The sequence below is a fragment of the Brevibacterium linens ATCC 9172 genome, assembly GCF_900169165.1.
Classification (GTDB): Bacteria; Actinomycetota; Actinomycetes; order Actinomycetales; family Brevibacteriaceae; genus Brevibacterium; species Brevibacterium linens.
In genome coordinates this window covers 1-16585 of record NZ_FXYY01000027.1, presented here as the reverse complement: position 1 = coordinate 16585, position 16585 = coordinate 1, and the positions used below count along the sequence as shown (strand labels likewise).

Genomic DNA, 16585 nt, shown 5'->3' with positions numbered 1-16585 from the left:
GTCGGTGGTGGCAGATGATGTCCTCGCGAATCACCTGCGAGCCTCGGTGAGCTCCACATAGGCGAGGTGCCGATCCGCCGAATAGCAGACGATTTTGCCCTTGTGGTTCTTGGTCTTCCGCAGAATGCCGGCCTCGGCGAGCTCCACCAACGCTCGGTGAGCCGCGGCAGGTGTCACGCCGTGCTCGGTGGCAACCGAATCGATGGTGATGACGGGTTCGCGAGCAAGGCGGTCGAGGATCTTGAGGATGACGGACCCGGATCTCGGCTGCACCGGGGATTTGCCGATGGACCGGCGGTGATCCACGAGGTCGGTGCGGATGGTCTGGTCCAAGGCGATGATGTCCTCGTCGAGGTGAACGGCACTTTCTGCGGAACGCTCGGCCGCCTCGGCGAATGAGGCCACCCAGGCGCTCAGATCCGCGGGATCGCGGCGGAATGCGGTCAATCCGCCGATGTAGGCCTTCGTATCTGCGGCGAAGACGGTGCTGATTGGGACGAGGGCGCTGCGGAGGGCGTCTGACCGTTTGAGCACGGTGTGCACGAGTGCTCGACCGGTGCGGCCATTGCCGTCGATGAACGGGTGGATCGTCTCGAACTGGGCGTGGGTGATCGCGGCCCGGACGACGGGGTTGCCGTCTGTGCAGGAGATGAAGTCCGCCAGGTTTGCGATAAGTCTCGGCACCTCCGACGGGGGCGGCGGGATGAAGTCGGCACGCAGCGGACTGTTGCCTGGACCTCCGACCCAGTTCTGCTCGGTCCGCAGGCCCGGCTCCAAGCGCGGTTCGATTGCGTGCTGAAGATCGACGATGTCCGCGACAGTGACTTGCCGGACGGGATCGGAGAGGGCGTCGATGGCGTGTTCGGTGGCTCGGACATTGGCGATGACGTCGAGTGCAACGCGATCACCGTGTTGGAGCCGTTCGGCGATTGCGAGTTTCTTCGGAGAGAGCCGATTGCCCTCGATCCACGACGACGAGATGCTCTCCGAGCGGATGAGCAGGTGATTGAGGTAGCGGCTGCCCGATGACCTGATCCGTTCGTCGAGCCGGGCGAGAATGAGTGCAGCCTCGTCGGCCGCTGCTGTGGCCTCAGGGCTGAGGGTTGGAAGTTTGAGAGGGAGCTCGTCCGGCACATATGCGTGGTAGGTGCCGGAAGCCCGATCTTTCCTGCTCAATCCGGCGGTGTTAGGCGGAGACCAGTGGAGCTCGACGGTGTAAGGCATGGCGCTGACCGCCTTTCCTGAGCAGTCCTAAGATCAACACGAGCTGAAGAATATTTACTTTAGTGTACCTAAAGTAAATATTTTTTCAGGATCTATGAGGTTAGATGGAGTCACCTACCCCTCGAGCAGCCCCTTGATGTCCGCGGCGGTCACGGTCTGGCTGAAGGCTTGGCCGCCGGGTCCGCGACCCTCATAGGTGCCGGCATCGGACATGAGCTCGTCGAAGAGTTCGGCCTTGCGCTTCTGCAGGGCGAGCACCTTCTCCTCGATCGTGCCTTCGGCGACGTAGCGGTAGACCATGACGTTCTTCGTCTGCCCGATCCTGTGCGCCCGGTCGATGGCCTGATTCTCCGAGGCGGGATTCCACCACGGATCCATGAGGAAGACGTAGTCCGCCTCGGTGAGGTTGAGCCCGAACCCACCGGCCTTGAGACTGATGAGGAACACCGGCGCCTCACCGGTCCGAAATGCATCGACGACCGCCCCGCGGTTGCGCGTCGACCCGTCGAGGACGACATAGGGAATCCCGCGCGCGTCGAGCTCCGCGGCGACATTGGTCAGGAACGACGTGAACTGGCTGAACACGATCGACCGATGCCCCTCGGCGATGACGTCATCGAGCCGCTCCAGGAGCGCAGCCAACTTCGACGAGGGCACCTCGGCATGCTCGGCATCGACGATCGAGGGGTCGAGCGCGAGCATCCGCAGCAGCGTCAGCGACCTGAAGACGATGAACCGCTGCTTGTCGTATTCGCTGTCGATGAAGCCGAGGATCTTCTTCCGCTCCTTCTGCAGAATCCGATCGTAGAGCTTCCGGTGCGCGGCATTGAGCTCGACGGAAATGACCTGCTCCTGCTTCTCCGGCAGATCCGCGGCGACGAGATCCTTCGTCCGCCGCATCATGAATGGCCGGATCCGCCGTTGCAGGCGCTGCATCCGTCCCGGGTTCTCGCCGGATTCGATCGGTCGGACGTATTCCTCCTCGAACCGATGCGGTGACGGAAACAGTCCCGGTGATGTGATCGAAAACAGCGACCACACGTCCTTCAGCGAGTTCTCCAACGGAGTCCCGGTCAGCGCGAGCCGGAACGGTGTGCGCACTTCCTTCGCCGCCAGGTGCGTCTGTGCCGACGAATTCTTGACGAACTGCGCCTCGTCGAGGATGAGTCCTGCCCACTCCATCCGCGAGATCGGGGTCTCCTCCAACCGGAGCATCGCGTACGACATGACGATGACATCGGCACCGCGAGCCACCTCGGCGAGATCGATCCCACGCGCTCGCGTCGACTCGGCCACGACACGAACATCGAGGTCAGGGGTGAACGCGGTCGCCTCCTTCACCCAATTCGGCACCACTGAGGTGGGAGCGACGATGAGGAAGGGGGTGCTCGCTTTCGCGTGCTTGATGAGCGCGAGCGTCTGCAGGGTCTTGCCCAAGCCCATGTCGTCGGCGAGGATCCCGCCGAGGCGGCACCGGTAGAGCAGTGCCAACCATCGGAATCCCTGCACCTGATACGGGCGCAGGGTCGCACCGTTCAGGTCGGGCACCTCGGTGGCGGGCAGGTGTTCGAGGTCGGCCAGTGCGCGCACCGAGTCTCTCCAGGTCACGGCTGGTTCGGACTCGTCGGCGAGGTCCTCGAAATCCGACCACAGACCCACATGCATGCGGGAGATCTTCGGCGCTCCGGGCTCCCATTCGGGGATGAGGTCCGCCTCGGCGAGGAGGGCCTTGAGCTTGTCGAAGATCGGCTTGTTCAGCGACAGGAACGAATCGTCGGAGAGCTTGATCTTCTTCGTCCCGGCCGCCAGCGCCTTGTACAGCTTGACGAAGGGGACCGGGTGGCCGTCGATGCTGATCTGGAAGCCGAGGTCGAACCAGTCGTTCTTCTCCGACTCGACTGAGGTGATCTTCACGTTCGGCTCCCCGCCGAGCTCCCGGTATGGCTGCTTCTTCCCGCGCGTGATGACCTTGACGTGTTCGATCTCTTCGAGCCCGGGCAGGACGTTGACGACGAAATCCGCGGTGTCGGCGTCGTTGAGTTCGACGTCTCTGATGGTCGGCAGGGCGGAGCCGGTTTCGTGGGTGTCGGCGAGGAGTTTGTCGACCTCGGTGACGACGGCATCTTCGAAGTCGAGTTCGCGTTGCTCCGCGTATTCCCTCGCCGAGGCGGCGCTGAGCTTCAATCGATCGATGACGGGGAAGGTGCGGCGGGGGCCCTGGTATTCCCAGTACCAGCGCAAGGAGAGTTTGTCCCCGGCGCCGAAGGCGGCGAAGACAACGAGGCAGGGCCGGCCGTACTGGGGGAAGGCGACGGTGGCGTCGCTGCTGATGACCTCGGCGCTGGAGCGCAGCTGCGGGTAGTACTCCGCGAAGAACTCTTCCGTCTCGGCCTCGGGGATGGTGATCGGCCCGGGGGACTGGAGCACGGGCAGCGCGGATTCCTTCGTCGGGGTCTCCGTAGGGGCGAGGGTGACGGTGAAACCGCTGGTGACATCGATGCCGAAGATGCCGTGCGTCCAGATGGGTTTGATCAGTCCGGGGGCATATTCGCGTTCGTCGATCGTTGCCCGCGTCTGCACCTGCAGGCGGTTCTGGCTGCGGCGGATATCGATCGCGGCCTTCGCGGTGTGCCCGATGCGGATGGCCATGGCGGGATTGATGCCGACGAATTCGATGCCGAGTCTCTTCCCCTGCGTGAAGTGATCCCACAGCAGCGGAGTGCGGAAATCGCCGAGGTGGTACGGCGCCCCATCGGGTGTGAAGTCGGTCTTCCCGCGGGTGCGCAGTCCCGCGAGTTGGGCGAACCATTCCTGGTGGGCCGGGTCGATGTCGAACTGCCGGGCCATCCGGTCGATGGTGCGCCAGGACAGCGACTTCTTCACCCAGTTGCCGGACTCGCTGAGCATGAGCGGGCGGATCGCGAGGCTCGGATTCGCGCCCGGGGTGACGTCGTCCTTGTCGAGGAGGACGGAGTGCTGGGCTTCGAACCATGTGCGGGGGATGACTTGGACGAGCTCGAATCCCAGCGCCACGGGCGTGTGCGAGTGCGGAGCCGCCTCGGCGAGTGGGGCGAAGGCATCACGCCAATCGGCGGGGATGGCGGTGTGGGTCGGTCGATTTTCGGGCACGGAGACATCCTCTCACCGCTCACCGTCGTCAGTCGTCGTCCGGTCGTCCTCGTCTCGGCCATCTCCGTCCGGTGCGTCCGCTCGTGAGCTGCGGTCGAAGAGGACGATGAAGGTCGCGACCGCGAGCACGAGTCCGGAGGCGACGACGGCGATCGGTCCGAAGCGGAAGGGCAGCACCTCGTGGAGGAGGCCGCGTACCGTCGACGTCGGATCCGCCAGCGTCGCAGCGGTGAAGATCGCGACGAGGACGGACACGCCGAGAGCCGCGAGGCGATTCCACCGGCCGTCGACGTGGTGGGACAGGAGCCGGCCGGCCTTGATGATCCGCCCGGTGCGCAGGATCCGCAGGGCACCGATGAGGCGGATGAGGCGGAAGAGCTGCACGGGTCCGAGGGCGAAGAGCACGCCGAGGATGATGAGGATGGTGAGGACGATGAGCCACAGGTGGCGGCGCAGCCACGCGACGCGGTCCTCGGAGACGATGAAGAGGATGAGCGTCTCGCCCACGAGCACGAGCCCGGAGAGGAGATTGACGATGCGGCCGGCGGCGCTCCACGGCTCCGAGAGGAAGGAGAGGAACACCGCGGGAATCGACACGAGTGCGGCGATGAGCACCGGCATGGCCAAACGGCTGCGCCAGCGGTCTTCGCGGGACGCAGGCATCGGATGATCAGTCATGGCAGTCCCAGGATACGGGCCTCGGTCGGAGTCAGGGGCGCGGAGTAGCCTGTGCCCTATGCATGAGAACACTGAGGTCGACACCGCTGTCGAGGTGGCTGCATCGACCGCACACAGCATCTGGGTCGACGTCACTTGGACCTACCACGGAGGTGCCCTCGACGAGCGGAACATGTACCAGCTCGTGCGGACCGACGAGGGCTGGAAGATCGCCGTGCTCACCCCGCTGGAGTACTGATGAACCCTGCGAGACGGGAGAGGGGGGCACCGGTGTCGGACCGGGATGCCCTCGAGTGCCAGCGTGAGCGTGCGGAGGACTTGGGTGCCCGGCTGCTGCTCGACCGCACCGACGATGACGACGAGCCGCTGTACGTCTTCGCCGATCCCTCCGGCCACCCGTTCTGCCTCTTCGTCGGATGAGCGTGGACGACTACACCGACGACGAGAAGTGGCTGATCGTCACCGGGCGGAGGTGGCGACGAACCGATCCGGGCCTGGAACCGCGCGTGGTCGAGGAGCTCAAGAGCCACCTCGGTGCGGCACGAAACGCTGTCGGGAAAGCGAAGAAGGCGGGTGCGGAGGACGATCTGGCCGAAGCCCGGCGGCGGGTGAACGCCGCGAAGATCGGGCTCGGCGAACGTGGCGACTACTGGTGGGAGATGGCGATAGAGGATCGGCGTGCGCGCGCGGAAGCGGCCCTGAGCGAACTGCGGTGAGTTCGCTCAGGGCCGCCGGAAGCTAGCGGGCGCTCCGCAGGGTTGTCCAGCGGATTCCCGGCAGCGTTCAGTCCTGCGAGACCGCTGCGGCGAGATTGCCGAGCGAGGACTCGAGGTCCTGTTCGCTGACGACGGGGAAGCTGATCTTCTTGAGCAGCTCCTTGTCGGTCACCGCACTCCAGTCGTAGGTGACAGAGACCTCGGTCGAGTGCCGACCCAGCGGCGTGAGTTCCCAGACCCACTCCCAGCCCGGAGGTTCTTCGCCTGCCGGCGCGGTCTTCCAGGCCAGCAGCTTGTTCTCCTCATAGCCGATGACGTGGTTGTCGGTCTTGTAGTCGCCGCCCATCTGATCCCACTGCATGTTCATGGTGAACTTCTGACCGGTCCTGGTGATGCGATCGCTCGTGTCATCGGAGACCACCATGCCCGAACCGTCGAGCTGCGCGTGACGCTCCGGATTGTTGAGGACGTCGAAGATGTCCTCGGGTGCCGCATCGATCGTTCTCGAAGCGCTGACTTTCGTATCGGTCATTGACTTCGCCTTTCGTTGACGGTCATCAGATCTCAGGGCTCCGGCACGGGAGACCGGTGCCCGGTTGCCACGCTATACCCTCTCCGGTGCGGCGGCTAGAGGGGTCGGCCGCGGCGGATGCGCAGCCGGCAGGTCTCAATCCGGTGACGCCGAGGCGGTATTGACGGAGAGCTTCGAGCGCGCTGATAAAATGCTGGGAAGAACTGCAGTGACGATGCGCAGAAGCATCGTTCGACTCCGAAGGGAGGGTCCTCATGGGCTCCCTGTTGATTATGATCATCGGGCTGGCGATGCTCATCGCCGGCTATCTCCTCTACTCGAAGTTCCTCGGGCGCAAGATCTTCAAGCTCGACGACTCCTTCACCACTCCGTCGCACGAACTCCACGACGGGGTCGACTACGTGCCCACGAACAAATACATCCTGTGGGGCCACCATTTCACCTCGGTGGCCGGAGCCGCGCCCATCGTCGGCCCGGCCATCGCCGTCATCTGGGGCTGGCTGCCCGCCCTGCTGTGGGTGACATTGGGTACCGTCTTCTTCGCAGGCATGCACGACTTCGGCACGCTCTGGGCCTCCGAACGCAATAAGGGACGGTCGATCGGAGCCCTGTCGGCGCGCTATATCGGCAAGCGCGGGGCGAACCTCTTCCTCATCGTCATCTTCCTGCTGCTGCTCATGGTCATCGCGGCCTTCGCCGTAGTCATCAAGAACCTGCTCATCAGCACCCCGTCTGCCGTGATCCCGGCCTGGGGTGCGATCGGCGTGGCGCTCATCGTCGGTGTCTGCGTCTACCGTCTGCGGGTGCCGCTCATCCCCGTCACCATCGTCGGCGTCGTCCTGCTCTACGGCCTCATCGTGCTCGGCAACTATGTTCCGGTCGCCCTGCCCGATGACTTCCTCGGCGTGGGACCGGCGACCTTCTGGATCGTCGTGCTCTTCGCCTACGGAGCGATCGCCTCGCTGCTGCCGGTGTGGGTCCTGCTGCAGCCGCGCGACTACATCAACGGCGTGCAGCTGTTCATCGGACTCATCCTCCTTTTCGGCTCCGTGCTCACGGCGACCCTGTTCTCGGCGACGAAGCCCGAGATCGTCGCCCCCGCCATCAACACCGCAGTGCCGGAGGGCACCCCGAGCATGGTGCCGCTGCTGTTCGTCACGATCGCCTGCGGTGCGATCTCCGGGTTCCACGGCATGGTCGCCTCGGGGACGAGTTCGAAGCAGCTGGACAAGGAGACCGACGCCCGTTTCGTCGGCTACTTCGGGGCTGTGGGCGAAGGGCTGCTCGCCCTCGGCACCGTGCTGGCCATCATCGGCGGCATCAAGTCCACCGCAGCGTGGCATGAGATCTACTCGGCCTTCGGCGAAGGCGGCGTCGGAGCCTTCGTCCAGGGCGGCGGCGCCCTCATGGAGCACGGCCTCGGCCTGCCGGCGTCGCTGTCGGCGACGGTGCTCGCGACCATGGCGGTGCTCTTCGCCGCGACGACGATGGACACCGGCATGCGTCTGCTGCGCTTCGTCATCCAAGAGGTCGGCGACGCCGTGAAGATCAAGATCACGAACGTCCCGGCCACGCTCCTCGTCGTCGTCATCGGCCTCGGCCTCACCTTCTCCCAGGGGCTCGGCGGAGAAGGGGGACTGCGGATCTGGCCGCTGTTCGGCACGACGAACCAGCTCATGGCATCCCTGTCGCTGTCGATCATCGCCGTCATCCTCATCCGCAAGCGGCGCAACCCGGCACCGGCCCTCGTCCCGCTCGTGTTCGTGTTCGTCATGTCGTTCTGGGCGGCCATCGAGCAGCTCGTCAGCTTCACCACGCCGGGAAATCAGGACTGGCTGCTCTTCGCCATCGACGTCGTCATCATCATCGCCAGCATCTGGGTGGCGATCGAAGCGATCCAGGCGATGCGGCGAGCATGGGCGGAACCGCCCGAGGACCCGGACGCCGACGAGAAGCTCGTCGCGACCCGAGAGAACGTCTGAGCCGATGTCCCAGTCGCATTCCGGGAGCTCGGGTGGTCTCGGGCAGTGGTGGTCGTCGTTCCGGGACGGACTCGTCGAGTTCTACGTCGGCCCCTACCGGCAGACCCTCAAGCGCGAACAGCAGGCCGAGGACGACTTCTTCACCGTCGTCGTCCTCGGTGAGGCCCTCGGGGTGCCCGACCCGGCGGCCTACTACACGGCCGAGCTCATGCCCGCCCTGTGGGAGAACTTCCATGCCTGGCATCGCCGCATGGGGCTGCCCCGTTCGCCCCTGGACCACATCGCATGCTGCTAGACATCGCGCGCGACCACCGGTGCCTGTTCGTCGGCGGCAAGGGCGGGACAGGCAAGACGACCGTCTCCTCGGGCCTGGCCATGGCCCGGGCCGACGACGGCGGACGCGTCCTGCTCGTGTCCACGGATCCGGCGCACAACCTCGGCGACATCTGGGGACAGGAGCTCGCGGACGAACCTCGGCGGGTCCATACGGGTGAGCGCGGATTCGTCGATGCCCTCGAGGTCGACCCCGAAGCGACGATCGACGCGCACTTCGCCTCCGTCGAACGGATGATGACGCGGATGCTGCCCGAGAGCACTCACCGCGCGGCTCGGGCGCATCTGGCCTCGGCCAGGTCGGCTCCCGGCAGCCACGAGTCGGCGGTGCTCGAGCGGATCGCGACGATCCTCGCCGAGGCGGCCGACTACGACCTCGTCGTCGTCGACACGGCGCCGACCGGCCACACCCTGCACCTGCTGGCGCTGCCGGAGCGACTGACCGATTGGGCGGAGACTCTGTTGTCCAACCGCGACCGGTCCGAGCGTTTCGCCGCCGCGGCCCGCCACCTGGTCAGCCCCAAGGAGGAGACGCCGACGCCGGATGCCGAACTTCGGCAGAGGCTGCAGGCTCGTCGCGATCGCTTCGCCGCCCTGAGACGGTCCATCTCCGACTCGCGGCAGACCGGGTTCCTCATCGTCACGATCGCCGAGCAGCTGCCGGTCGCCGAGACGCTCGGTCTCGTCACCGACCTCGGCGGAATCGGCATCGAACTGTCCGGGATCGTCGTCAATCGACGCTCACCGGCCGACGCCGGAGAGTTCCTCGCGGACAGACGACAACGGGAGGACGAACACGTGTCACGGCTGAGGTCCGCGGTGCCGACGGTTCCGCTGGCACAGCTGCCGCTGACCGCGACCGAACCGACCGGGGTCGGGGGGATCACCGGTCTCGCGGCTCTGCTCGCCGAGCGCTGAGCTCGGCGGGACTCCGCGCGCTGCGGTGGCCGCTCGACCGTGTGCCGAGCGTGGCCGTTCCGATCCGGCTCCACCTATGCGTCCGTTCCAATTAGACTGGTGCGCATCCGCGATCGACACGGCACCGGCGGAAGGACCTGACCGTGGGGTGGAGCACGAGCGAACTGGCGCGCCTGACCGGCGCCACGGTCAACACCGTTCGGCATTATCACAAGCTCGGGCTGCTCACCGAGCCCGAACGGATGAGCAACGGCTACAAACAGTACGGTGCCTCCCACCTGCTGCGACTCCATCAGATCCGGCGAATGCGCGAGCTCGGGATTCCGCTGTCCGACATCGGGTCGGTCGACGACGACCACGAACAGCAGCAGCTCGCCCTCAAACAGCTCGAGGGTGACCTCGATGAACAGATCGCAGCTTTGGAAAAGGCCCGCGCCGAGGTGGTCCAACTCCTCGAACACGGGGCGCCGATCGATACGGCCGCGGGTTTCATCGACATCGCCGCGCGGATGTCGAGCGCGGATCGCAGCCTGATGAACATCTACTCGAGCCTCTACGAAGACTCCGCGTTGGCGGAGATGAGAACCATCATGTCCGAGACCACACCCTACGATCGGGAGATCGACGAACTCGCCGAGGATGCCGATGAGGACACGCGGACGCGTCTGGCCGAGCAGATCGCTCCGAGCATGAAGCGCCATCTCGAGACCAAACCCTGGCTGCTCGCGCCGACCGAGCGGATGACCGGGGACGTGAAGATGGGACAGGCTGCGATCATCGGCACGATCAGCGAGCTGTACAACGACGCGCAGATCGACGTCATCCAGCGGGCGTTCATCGCCGTCTTCCCGACGCTCGAGATTCCGGACGAAGATCGCGAGCGGTTCATTGCCTTCATCAAGCACGTTGCCGCGCAAGTGGAAGAGAGCTGAGGATTCGCAGGGTTCGACGATGAGGGCTTGACCCTGTTCCGAGAACACAGTCTGTACTGAACGTATCAACCGTCAGATCCGGCTCTTCCGGGCCGGGATCTGACCAACACGTTCAGGAGGACACCATGAACCCGATCATCGAATTCTTCCAAGGTCTTGCCGCTCACGTTCCCGACCTGCTCCAACCATTCATCATCGCCGCCGCCGGAGCCATCCCCTTCATCGAGGGAGAGATCTCCTCGATCATCGGCGTCTGGGCTGGGATGAACCCCGTGCTCGCCGGCATTGCCGGGGCCATCGGCAACTTCGTCTGCGTCACTGTCATCGTGCTCCTCGGGGCACGGGCCCGTCACGCGGTCGTGAGCCGTCAGAGGGGAAAGCGAGAACTCGCGGCCGTCGGCGCAGGCGGTGGGGGCGGGTATGCCGGTGCCGTGACGGCTGAGTCCGCGGCGTCGAACTCCGGTGCCGATCTGTCGGGGACCGATGCTCCCGCCGACCTCTCGTCGATTGAATCTCCCGTCGATATCACTGCAGGCAGAACGGCCGCGGAGGGCCACCTCGGTGAGGGTGAGAAGTCCGAGTCCAAAGGGCGAGTCAAGTTCAAGAAGTTTCTCACCCGTTTCGGCGTCCCCGGGGCGAGCCTGCTCGGACCGCTCGCGATTCCTACCCAGATCACCTCGACGATTCTCGTCAGCACGGGTGTGAAGACGTCGTGGATCCTGCTGTGGCAGGGCATCGCGATCATCGCTTGGACGACCCTGACCACTCTCATCGCCACCGGCGCGCTCACGCTGCTGGCCGGCTGAATTCGGCTCATTCGCACTGCGCGAGAGAGGAAGCTCCGTGACTTTCGCCCACCGCCGCCCGGTGCTCGGCGCGCAGGAGCCTGAAGATCGTAAGATGGAGTGGATGTCTGATTCCGGGAAAACTCACACCTCTTCACCGGCCGTGCTCGGAGCGCTGCTGTTCATCACCGCGCGCAGCCTCGACGACGCCGACGTTCCCGGCACGCCGGCGAGTGCCGACCCCGCTCAGCTGAGCCCGGCAGACAAGGAGATCCTCGCCGAGGTGGAGCTCGCCCTGACCGCCCAGACCGACGATTCCGGTCGGTCCGAGAGCTCAACCCCGACCGACGATTCCGCGCAGTCCGGAGCAGCCGCGCCGACCGACGACTCGACGTCGTCGGTGACATCGACCCTCGCCGAGGTGGCCGCCGCCTTTGCGCACGTCCGTGGCCGGGCGGAGGTCCCGAGCCTGACCGCCAGCCGGTACGACCGTCTGCGCAAGACGGTGCTCGAGAGCCTCGGTGCCGCCTCGGCGCAGGGGGCCACGATCTGGCCGCCGACCAGCCAGACCGCGGTGCAGAGGTTCGGGTCGTGGAACGAAGCGCTCAAGGCAGCAGGTCTGGCGACGAACAAGACCGGCCGAGCCAAGGGGCAGCTGCGCTTCGATGCAGATGCCTATGCCACGGCGATCGCCGAGTTCCTCGCCGACTGCGAATCCCGTGGGACCGCCGCGACCTACAAGGCCTACACGGAATACGCCGCCGAGCACAAGGGCGAGGTGCCCTCGGCAGCGGCGGTGCGGAAGTTCTACGGTTCCTGGAACGCCGCGCTCGCCGCCGTGCGGTGAGGGAAAAGCGCAGGAACTGTGCGGTTCTGCCTCGTGACCGACTGATCACCGGTACGGCTGTCCCGGAGATTGCGGGACTTGTCTGACGGGGACTTCTTCGCCGTCGACCCCACCGGTGCTACCGTGGACAATCGAGAATGACGGGGCTGTCGGCATCGGTGGTTTCGTGCCATGACCGACGACGGAAAGACAATTGATCGTGATCTCGACCAAACTCGCCCGGGGCCTCGCCGGTGCGGCCCTCTGCGCTCTGGCCCTCACAGGCTGCACCTCGTCGCAGGATTCGGACTCCAACGACAAGGACTCGGCGGCCGACGGCGGGAACGGCAGCAGCGACGGCGCGGCGCCCGGCGTTGAGAACATCGATCCCGACGACGTCATCGTCAAACAGGACGTCACTGTCCCGGGATCCGACAAGAACAAGGCGACCATTGCCATCCACTCGCTCGAGGTCGACGGGAAGACGCAGACCTTGACGATGGTCGTCACGCCGCACTTCACCACGGCCGACAGCGACGCTTCGATCAGCGTCTACGACGTCTGGGGCGAGAACAAGTTCGACCCGCAACTTGTCGATACGGACAACCTCAAGGTCTATTCCCCGATCTCGGACACCTACGAAATGTGGGCCTCGGATTCGGTGTTCACGGAGACGAAGAACAACCGGCCGATGATCGTGTGGGCCGTCTTCAAGGCTCCGGAGAACGACATCGATGCCGTCGACATCCGGGCTCAGGAGAACTGGCCGAAGTTCACCGACATCCCGATCACGGAGTCATGATGCGTCGAGGGAACACCAGGAAGTGCACCGCTGTTCTCGTCGGCGTCGGACTGCTGATCGGTTCCGGGGCAGGCGCGACGGCCGGTGCCGGCGCCGGCATCGCCGCCGAATCCGATCCGACGTCCCCGGCGGACCTGCCTGAACCGACACAGGAGCAGCTGGATTACTCGGTCCAGCGGTGGGAGCCGAACAATGTCCAGGAATGGAACACCTCGGAATCCGTCGTCCCACTCGTGACGAACAAGAAGGACGGCGACGACGCGGTCATCACCCTGGCCAGCGACATCCTCTTCGACTTCAGCAGCGCCGAGATCTCCGACAAGGCCGAGAAGGCCATCGCGAAGACCGTGGAGAACGTTCCCGACGGTACAAAGGTCACAGTCTCCGGATACACCGATTCGATCGGCGACGATGCGGCGAACAAGAAGCTGTCGAAGAAGCGGGCGCAGGCTGTGGCCGATGTCATCGCCGACTCACGGTCCGGCCTCGACCTGACGGTCAAAGGCCTCGGCGAAGCAGACCCGGTGGCGAAGAACACGACGAAGAAGGGTGAGGACAACCCGCAGGGACGGGCGAAGAACCGACGCGTCGAAATCAGCTACGACGACAGCTGAGTGTCGGGCAGTGCCTGTTGAGGGCCATTCTTCATCGACCGCGCATCGTCCCACCGACCGCTCGCGTTATACGCTGCGCGGTCGACGCTAAGTTGAGCGCTCGGCGGCCCAGCTACCGCTGGCTGATCGCTCGCGGGCCCAGCTCCCGCGGGCTCATCGTTCGCCGGCCCAGCCACCGCGGGCTCAGCTCCAGCGGGCTCAGCGCTCGCTAGCTCACCGAGCTGCGGCATCACCGCCCAGCGGCGAAGGCCTCCAGTCGGTCGCAGGCGGTGTTGATGGTCTCGTCCGAGACCGCGAAGGTCAGCCGCAGGTAGCCTTCGCCGGCCGGTCCGAAGGCCGAACCGGGGATCGTCGCGAGGTTGTGGTCCTCGAGCAGGCGGGTTGCGAGCTCCCATGATGACAGGCCCCACTCGGACACGTTCACCCAGGCGTAGAACGTCGCCGCCGGACGCAGCAGACTCAAGCCCTCGATGGCATTGATGCGCTCGACCATCAGCTCACGCCGCCTGGCATACGAGGCGACCATCTCCTCGACCGCGGTCTGCGGTCCCTCGATTGCGGCGACCGCTGCCTCCTGGACGAACCCGGGCAGACTCGAGGTCAGGCCCTCCTGCAGCAATGCCATCGGCGCGATGAAATCTTGCGAACCGATGACGAAACCGCACCGCCAGCCGGTCATGGCATAGGTCTTCGAGAAGCTGCCGATGGCCAGGAACCGATCGAACTCAGCTCCCACCTCGGCGGTGGACGGTTTCACCTCGGCGATGGAGGTGTATTCCACATCGAAGACCATCTCGTCATAGACCTCATCGGAGATGACGGTGAACCCATGCTCATCGGCCAGCGCAGCGATCTGCTCGAGGTCGGCCCGATCCATGACCGAACCCAAAGGGTTCGACGGACTGTTGATGATCACGGCCGCGGTCTTGTCCGTAATCGCAGCGCGGACATCCTCGGCGCGGAGCTTGAGATCATTGTTCTCGGTGACACGAACGGACACGGCAACTCCGCCGAGGCGGTGCACCTGACCCATGTAATTGGGGAAGCTCGGGTCGGGGATGATGACCTCATCCCCTGGAGCGACAGTGACGTCGAGGGCGAAGGTGAGCGCCTCCATCGCGCCGAAGGAGACCATGACGTTCTCGGGCGTGATGCTGCGATTCCACCGGGCCGAGTACTTTCCGGCGATGGCGGAGCGCAGTTCGGGGATGCCCGCATTGGCGACGTAGCGGGTGTTGTCGTTCTCGATCGCACGGATGCCGGCGGCCTTGATGTGCTCCGGAGTGGTGAAGTCCGGTTCGCCGACGGTGAGCTTCACGGCATCGGGGAAGTCAAGGGCGAGGTTGAACATCTTGCGGATGTCTGAGGCCGGGTAGGAGGCGGCCATGGGGGAGATGCGGGATTTCGTCATGGCTTCAGTCTGCCTCTTCCTCGCGAGCGGAGGCAGAGGGCACCGCTGCGTAAGACCCGAGGACGGTTCCCACGGGCTCCGTGTCGGCTTGGTGGAACGGTCCTACGTCGGTCCTACGTGCCTCGCTCCGCCGTTTACGTGCGCGGCGTCACAGCGCCTACAATCTGCACCATGAGGAACACCCGCGGCCACGAAGCCGAGCGAGAAGAACCACACCAGATCGATGGCCTGGCACAGCGACTCAACTGGCTTCGTGCCGGAGTGCTCGGCGCGAACGACGGCATCGTTTCGACCGCCGCCGTCGTGGTCGGAGTCGCTGGCGCGACGAACAGCTTCACGCCGGTCCTGCTTGCCGGCGCGGCCGCCGTTGTCGGTGGGGCGATTTCGATGGCCCTCGGCGAGTACGTTTCGGTCTCGAGCCAGCGTGACAGCGAGCGGGCCCTGATCGACAAAGAGCGAGAGGAGCTCCGAGTCGACCCAGATGGCGAGCTCGAGGAGCTCATCGGGCTGTATGAGACTCAGGGGCTCACGCGCAGCACCGCGGAGGTGGTGGCGAAGGAGCTCACCGAGAAGGATGCGCTCAAGGCGCACCTCTCGACGGAGCTCAACATCGACGAGGACGACGTTGTGAACCCGTGGCAAGCAGCGCTCGCCTCCGCGCTCTCGTTCTTCGTCGGCGCGCTCCTGCCGATGCTCACTATCCTCTTCCTGCCGACGTCGATGAATATCCCGGTGACGTTTGGTGCGACCATCGTCGCCCTCGCGATCACCGGCTACGTGGCGGCGTGGGTCGGCGGCGCGAACAGGTGGTCCGCCGTCGCCCGCACCTGTATCGGCGGCGCGATTGCGCTCGCCGCGACATTCCTTGTGGGTATGCTGTTCGGCACCTCGGTGGCCTAGGGCCTGGTTCGTCACCAATTTTTTGTGGAGCTGGGATCGTGGCGAGAGCTGCCCTAGTTCTACGGCCCCCAGCAGGCCATGCGGTCGGTACGCGTTGCACCAGTGAACCCAATCTGCAGTGGCGATCTCGACACCAGCAGTGCCCCTTCACGGCCCCCTATTTCGAATCAGCTCGGCTTTGCCACGTGAGTTCAGTGCCTTGGCAAGGTCATTATCGGATGAATCGCCACGAGATCCGACAGGCCCGACGGTGTCTTGTTCGGCCAGGTCCTCGCGACAGCGGAATGCTCGATACCGGACCCTGGGATTCGAGCGATGCACCAGACCGGGCAGATCCCCATCGGCACGTCGACGCTGGCAGATCCCCATCTGCGGGGCGTCCCGAGCCACCTCGGTACGCGACGACCTCGATACCTGCCAGCCGACGATCTCGCAGGTGATCACGACCGACGTAAGCCCGCTCTGTGAACATTGGAGGTGCCGCTTTCCGAGGGGGCAGGTGCGGTCCGCCGCGAAGAAAGCCGACTACAGGATCTGGTCAGCTCGGAGCAGTTTCCGGTTCTCTTTCTCGAGATCTATGATTCGCTGGACATCAGCGGTGGTGGTGCCGGACCGGTCACTCTCGACCGGCCTACTCGTGCAGGCCCGCCAGCCGGGATCCGAGTCGGGCGAGCAGGGTCAAGTCCCTTTTCGTGGTGTTCTTCGGTAGTTCCTTTAACTTGGTATTAAGCAGCGGGGTCGGGCTACGAATCACGCGGTCAGCGGCATCACCACCCCGACCGGGTCGACCTCGGTCTGCCCAT

Annotated in this window: 17 protein-coding genes; 12 read left to right on the top strand and 5 right to left on the bottom strand. The window is 65.1% G+C overall.

The genetic code is table 11. The features are described from left to right. Positions 1–30: 30 nt before the first annotated feature. The 3 genes from BLIN9172_RS15295 to BLIN9172_RS15285 form a co-directional block, all read right to left on the bottom strand. The gene (locus tag BLIN9172_RS15295; protein WP_101555813.1) at positions 31–1224 is read right to left on the bottom strand and encodes a Fic family protein; all 1194 of its coding nucleotides are present in this window, start codon (positions 1222–1224) and stop codon (positions 31–33) included. A 114-nt stretch (positions 1225–1338) separates the two neighbouring features. Beyond that, complete coding sequence (locus BLIN9172_RS15290) at positions 1339–4353, bottom strand: DEAD/DEAH box helicase (RefSeq protein ID WP_101555812.1); 3015 nt, start codon at positions 4351–4353, stop codon at positions 1339–1341. A 12-nt stretch (positions 4354–4365) separates the two neighbouring features. Then, a complete protein-coding gene (locus BLIN9172_RS15285; protein ID WP_205751073.1) occupies positions 4366–5031 on the bottom strand; it encodes a hypothetical protein in 666 nt (221 codons plus the stop codon). A gap of 58 nt (positions 5032–5089) precedes the next feature. Between BLIN9172_RS15285 and BLIN9172_RS15280 the strand changes: the two genes are divergently transcribed. Genes BLIN9172_RS15280 through BLIN9172_RS15270 form a run of 3 tightly spaced genes read left to right on the top strand, consistent with a single transcriptional unit; the run spans position 5090 to position 5747 of the window. Next, on the top strand, positions 5090–5269 hold the full coding sequence (locus tag BLIN9172_RS15280) for a hypothetical protein (RefSeq protein ID WP_101555810.1): 180 nt from the start codon (positions 5090–5092) through the stop codon (positions 5267–5269). After that, positions 5269–5451 (top strand): VOC family protein, encoded by a 183-nt coding sequence (locus tag BLIN9172_RS15275; RefSeq protein WP_170286944.1) that lies wholly within the window; start codon positions 5269–5271, stop codon positions 5449–5451. Before BLIN9172_RS15280 ends, BLIN9172_RS15275 begins: the two co-directional genes overlap by 1 nt. Further along, on the top strand, positions 5448–5747 hold the full coding sequence (locus BLIN9172_RS15270; RefSeq protein WP_062860599.1) for a hypothetical protein: 300 nt from the start codon (positions 5448–5450) through the stop codon (positions 5745–5747). Before BLIN9172_RS15275 ends, BLIN9172_RS15270 begins: the two co-directional genes overlap by 4 nt. Positions 5748–5814: 67 nt before the next feature. On the opposite strand, the gene BLIN9172_RS15265 is transcribed toward BLIN9172_RS15270, so the two are convergent. Then, positions 5815–6279 carry an SRPBCC family protein gene (locus BLIN9172_RS15265; RefSeq protein WP_101555809.1) on the bottom strand — a complete coding sequence of 155 codons (465 nt, stop codon included), beginning with the start codon at positions 6277–6279 and terminating at the stop codon, positions 5815–5817. Positions 6280–6533: 254 nt separating this feature from the next. Here BLIN9172_RS15265 and BLIN9172_RS15260 point away from each other — a divergent pair, with 254 nt between their 5' ends. From BLIN9172_RS15260 to BLIN9172_RS15225, 8 genes are all read left to right on the top strand, one after another. Beyond that, positions 6534–8261 (top strand): carbon starvation CstA family protein, encoded by a 1728-nt coding sequence (locus tag BLIN9172_RS15260; RefSeq protein WP_101555808.1) that lies wholly within the window; start codon positions 6534–6536, stop codon positions 8259–8261. A 4-nt stretch (positions 8262–8265) separates the two neighbouring features. Then, on the top strand, positions 8266–8556 hold the full coding sequence (locus BLIN9172_RS15255; protein WP_025777499.1) for a cory-CC-star protein: 291 nt from the start codon (positions 8266–8268) through the stop codon (positions 8554–8556). Then, a complete protein-coding gene (locus tag BLIN9172_RS15250; RefSeq protein WP_101555807.1) occupies positions 8547–9512 on the top strand; it encodes an ArsA family ATPase in 966 nt (321 codons plus the stop codon). The genes BLIN9172_RS15255 and BLIN9172_RS15250 overlap by 10 nt, the downstream gene beginning before the upstream one ends. 143 nt (positions 9513–9655) lie before the next feature. Further along, a complete protein-coding gene (locus BLIN9172_RS15245; protein WP_164742744.1) occupies positions 9656–10444 on the top strand; it encodes a helix-turn-helix domain-containing protein in 789 nt (262 codons plus the stop codon). A 125-nt stretch (positions 10445–10569) separates the two neighbouring features. After that, positions 10570–11250: a small multidrug efflux protein gene (locus tag BLIN9172_RS15240; protein ID WP_101555805.1), complete on the top strand. Its 681-nt coding sequence runs from the start codon at positions 10570–10572 to the stop codon at positions 11248–11250. Positions 11251–11353: 103 nt separating this feature from the next. After that, positions 11354–12076 carry a homing endonuclease associated repeat-containing protein gene (locus BLIN9172_RS15235; protein ID WP_145997978.1) on the top strand — a complete coding sequence of 241 codons (723 nt, stop codon included), beginning with the start codon at positions 11354–11356 and terminating at the stop codon, positions 12074–12076. A gap of 199 nt (positions 12077–12275) precedes the next feature. Then, on the top strand, positions 12276–12857 hold the full coding sequence (locus BLIN9172_RS15230; protein WP_145997977.1) for a hypothetical protein: 582 nt from the start codon (positions 12276–12278) through the stop codon (positions 12855–12857). Further along, complete coding sequence (locus BLIN9172_RS15225; protein ID WP_240812185.1) at positions 12854–13471, top strand: OmpA family protein; 618 nt, start codon at positions 12854–12856, stop codon at positions 13469–13471. Before BLIN9172_RS15230 ends, BLIN9172_RS15225 begins: the two co-directional genes overlap by 4 nt. 229 nt (positions 13472–13700) lie before the next feature. On the opposite strand, the gene BLIN9172_RS15220 is transcribed toward BLIN9172_RS15225, so the two are convergent. After that, positions 13701–14882 carry a pyridoxal phosphate-dependent aminotransferase gene (locus BLIN9172_RS15220; protein WP_101555801.1) on the bottom strand — a complete coding sequence of 394 codons (1182 nt, stop codon included), beginning with the start codon at positions 14880–14882 and terminating at the stop codon, positions 13701–13703. Positions 14883–15053: 171 nt separating this feature from the next. On the opposite strand from BLIN9172_RS15220, the gene BLIN9172_RS15215 reads away from it, so the two are divergent. Next, positions 15054–15782 carry a VIT1/CCC1 transporter family protein gene (locus tag BLIN9172_RS15215; protein WP_101555800.1) on the top strand — a complete coding sequence of 243 codons (729 nt, stop codon included), beginning with the start codon at positions 15054–15056 and terminating at the stop codon, positions 15780–15782. Positions 15783–16585 lie beyond the last annotated feature (803 nt).

Excerpts from the sequence above, each read along its gene's own strand:
- BLIN9172_RS15215 (WP_101555800.1), top strand. The coding sequence starts at position 15,054 with ATGAGGAACACCCGCGGCCACGAAGCCGAGCGAGAAGAACCACACCAG.
- BLIN9172_RS15255 (WP_025777499.1), top strand. The coding sequence starts at position 8,266 with ATGTCCCAGTCGCATTCCGGGAGCTCGGGTGGTCTCGGGCAGTGGTGG.
- BLIN9172_RS15265 (WP_101555809.1), bottom strand. The coding sequence starts at position 6,279 with ATGACCGATACGAAAGTCAGCGCTTCGAGAACGATCGATGCGGCACCC.
- BLIN9172_RS15285 (WP_205751073.1), bottom strand. The coding sequence starts at position 5,031 with ATGACTGATCATCCGATGCCTGCGTCCCGCGAAGACCGCTGGCGCAGC.
- BLIN9172_RS15250 (WP_101555807.1), top strand. The coding sequence starts at position 8,547 with ATGCTGCTAGACATCGCGCGCGACCACCGGTGCCTGTTCGTCGGCGGC.
- BLIN9172_RS15220 (WP_101555801.1), bottom strand. The coding sequence starts at position 14,882 with ATGACGAAATCCCGCATCTCCCCCATGGCCGCCTCCTACCCGGCCTCA.
- BLIN9172_RS15280 (WP_101555810.1), top strand. The coding sequence starts at position 5,090 with ATGCATGAGAACACTGAGGTCGACACCGCTGTCGAGGTGGCTGCATCG.
- BLIN9172_RS15225 (WP_240812185.1), top strand. The coding sequence starts at position 12,854 with ATGATGCGTCGAGGGAACACCAGGAAGTGCACCGCTGTTCTCGTCGGC.
- BLIN9172_RS15270 (WP_062860599.1), top strand. The coding sequence starts at position 5,448 with ATGAGCGTGGACGACTACACCGACGACGAGAAGTGGCTGATCGTCACC.
- BLIN9172_RS15260 (WP_101555808.1), top strand. The coding sequence starts at position 6,534 with ATGGGCTCCCTGTTGATTATGATCATCGGGCTGGCGATGCTCATCGCC.
- BLIN9172_RS15275 (WP_170286944.1), top strand. The coding sequence starts at position 5,269 with ATGAACCCTGCGAGACGGGAGAGGGGGGCACCGGTGTCGGACCGGGAT.
- BLIN9172_RS15295 (WP_101555813.1), bottom strand. The coding sequence starts at position 1,224 with ATGCCTTACACCGTCGAGCTCCACTGGTCTCCGCCTAACACCGCCGGA.
- BLIN9172_RS15240 (WP_101555805.1), top strand. The coding sequence starts at position 10,570 with ATGAACCCGATCATCGAATTCTTCCAAGGTCTTGCCGCTCACGTTCCC.
- BLIN9172_RS15235 (WP_145997978.1), top strand. The coding sequence starts at position 11,354 with ATGTCTGATTCCGGGAAAACTCACACCTCTTCACCGGCCGTGCTCGGA.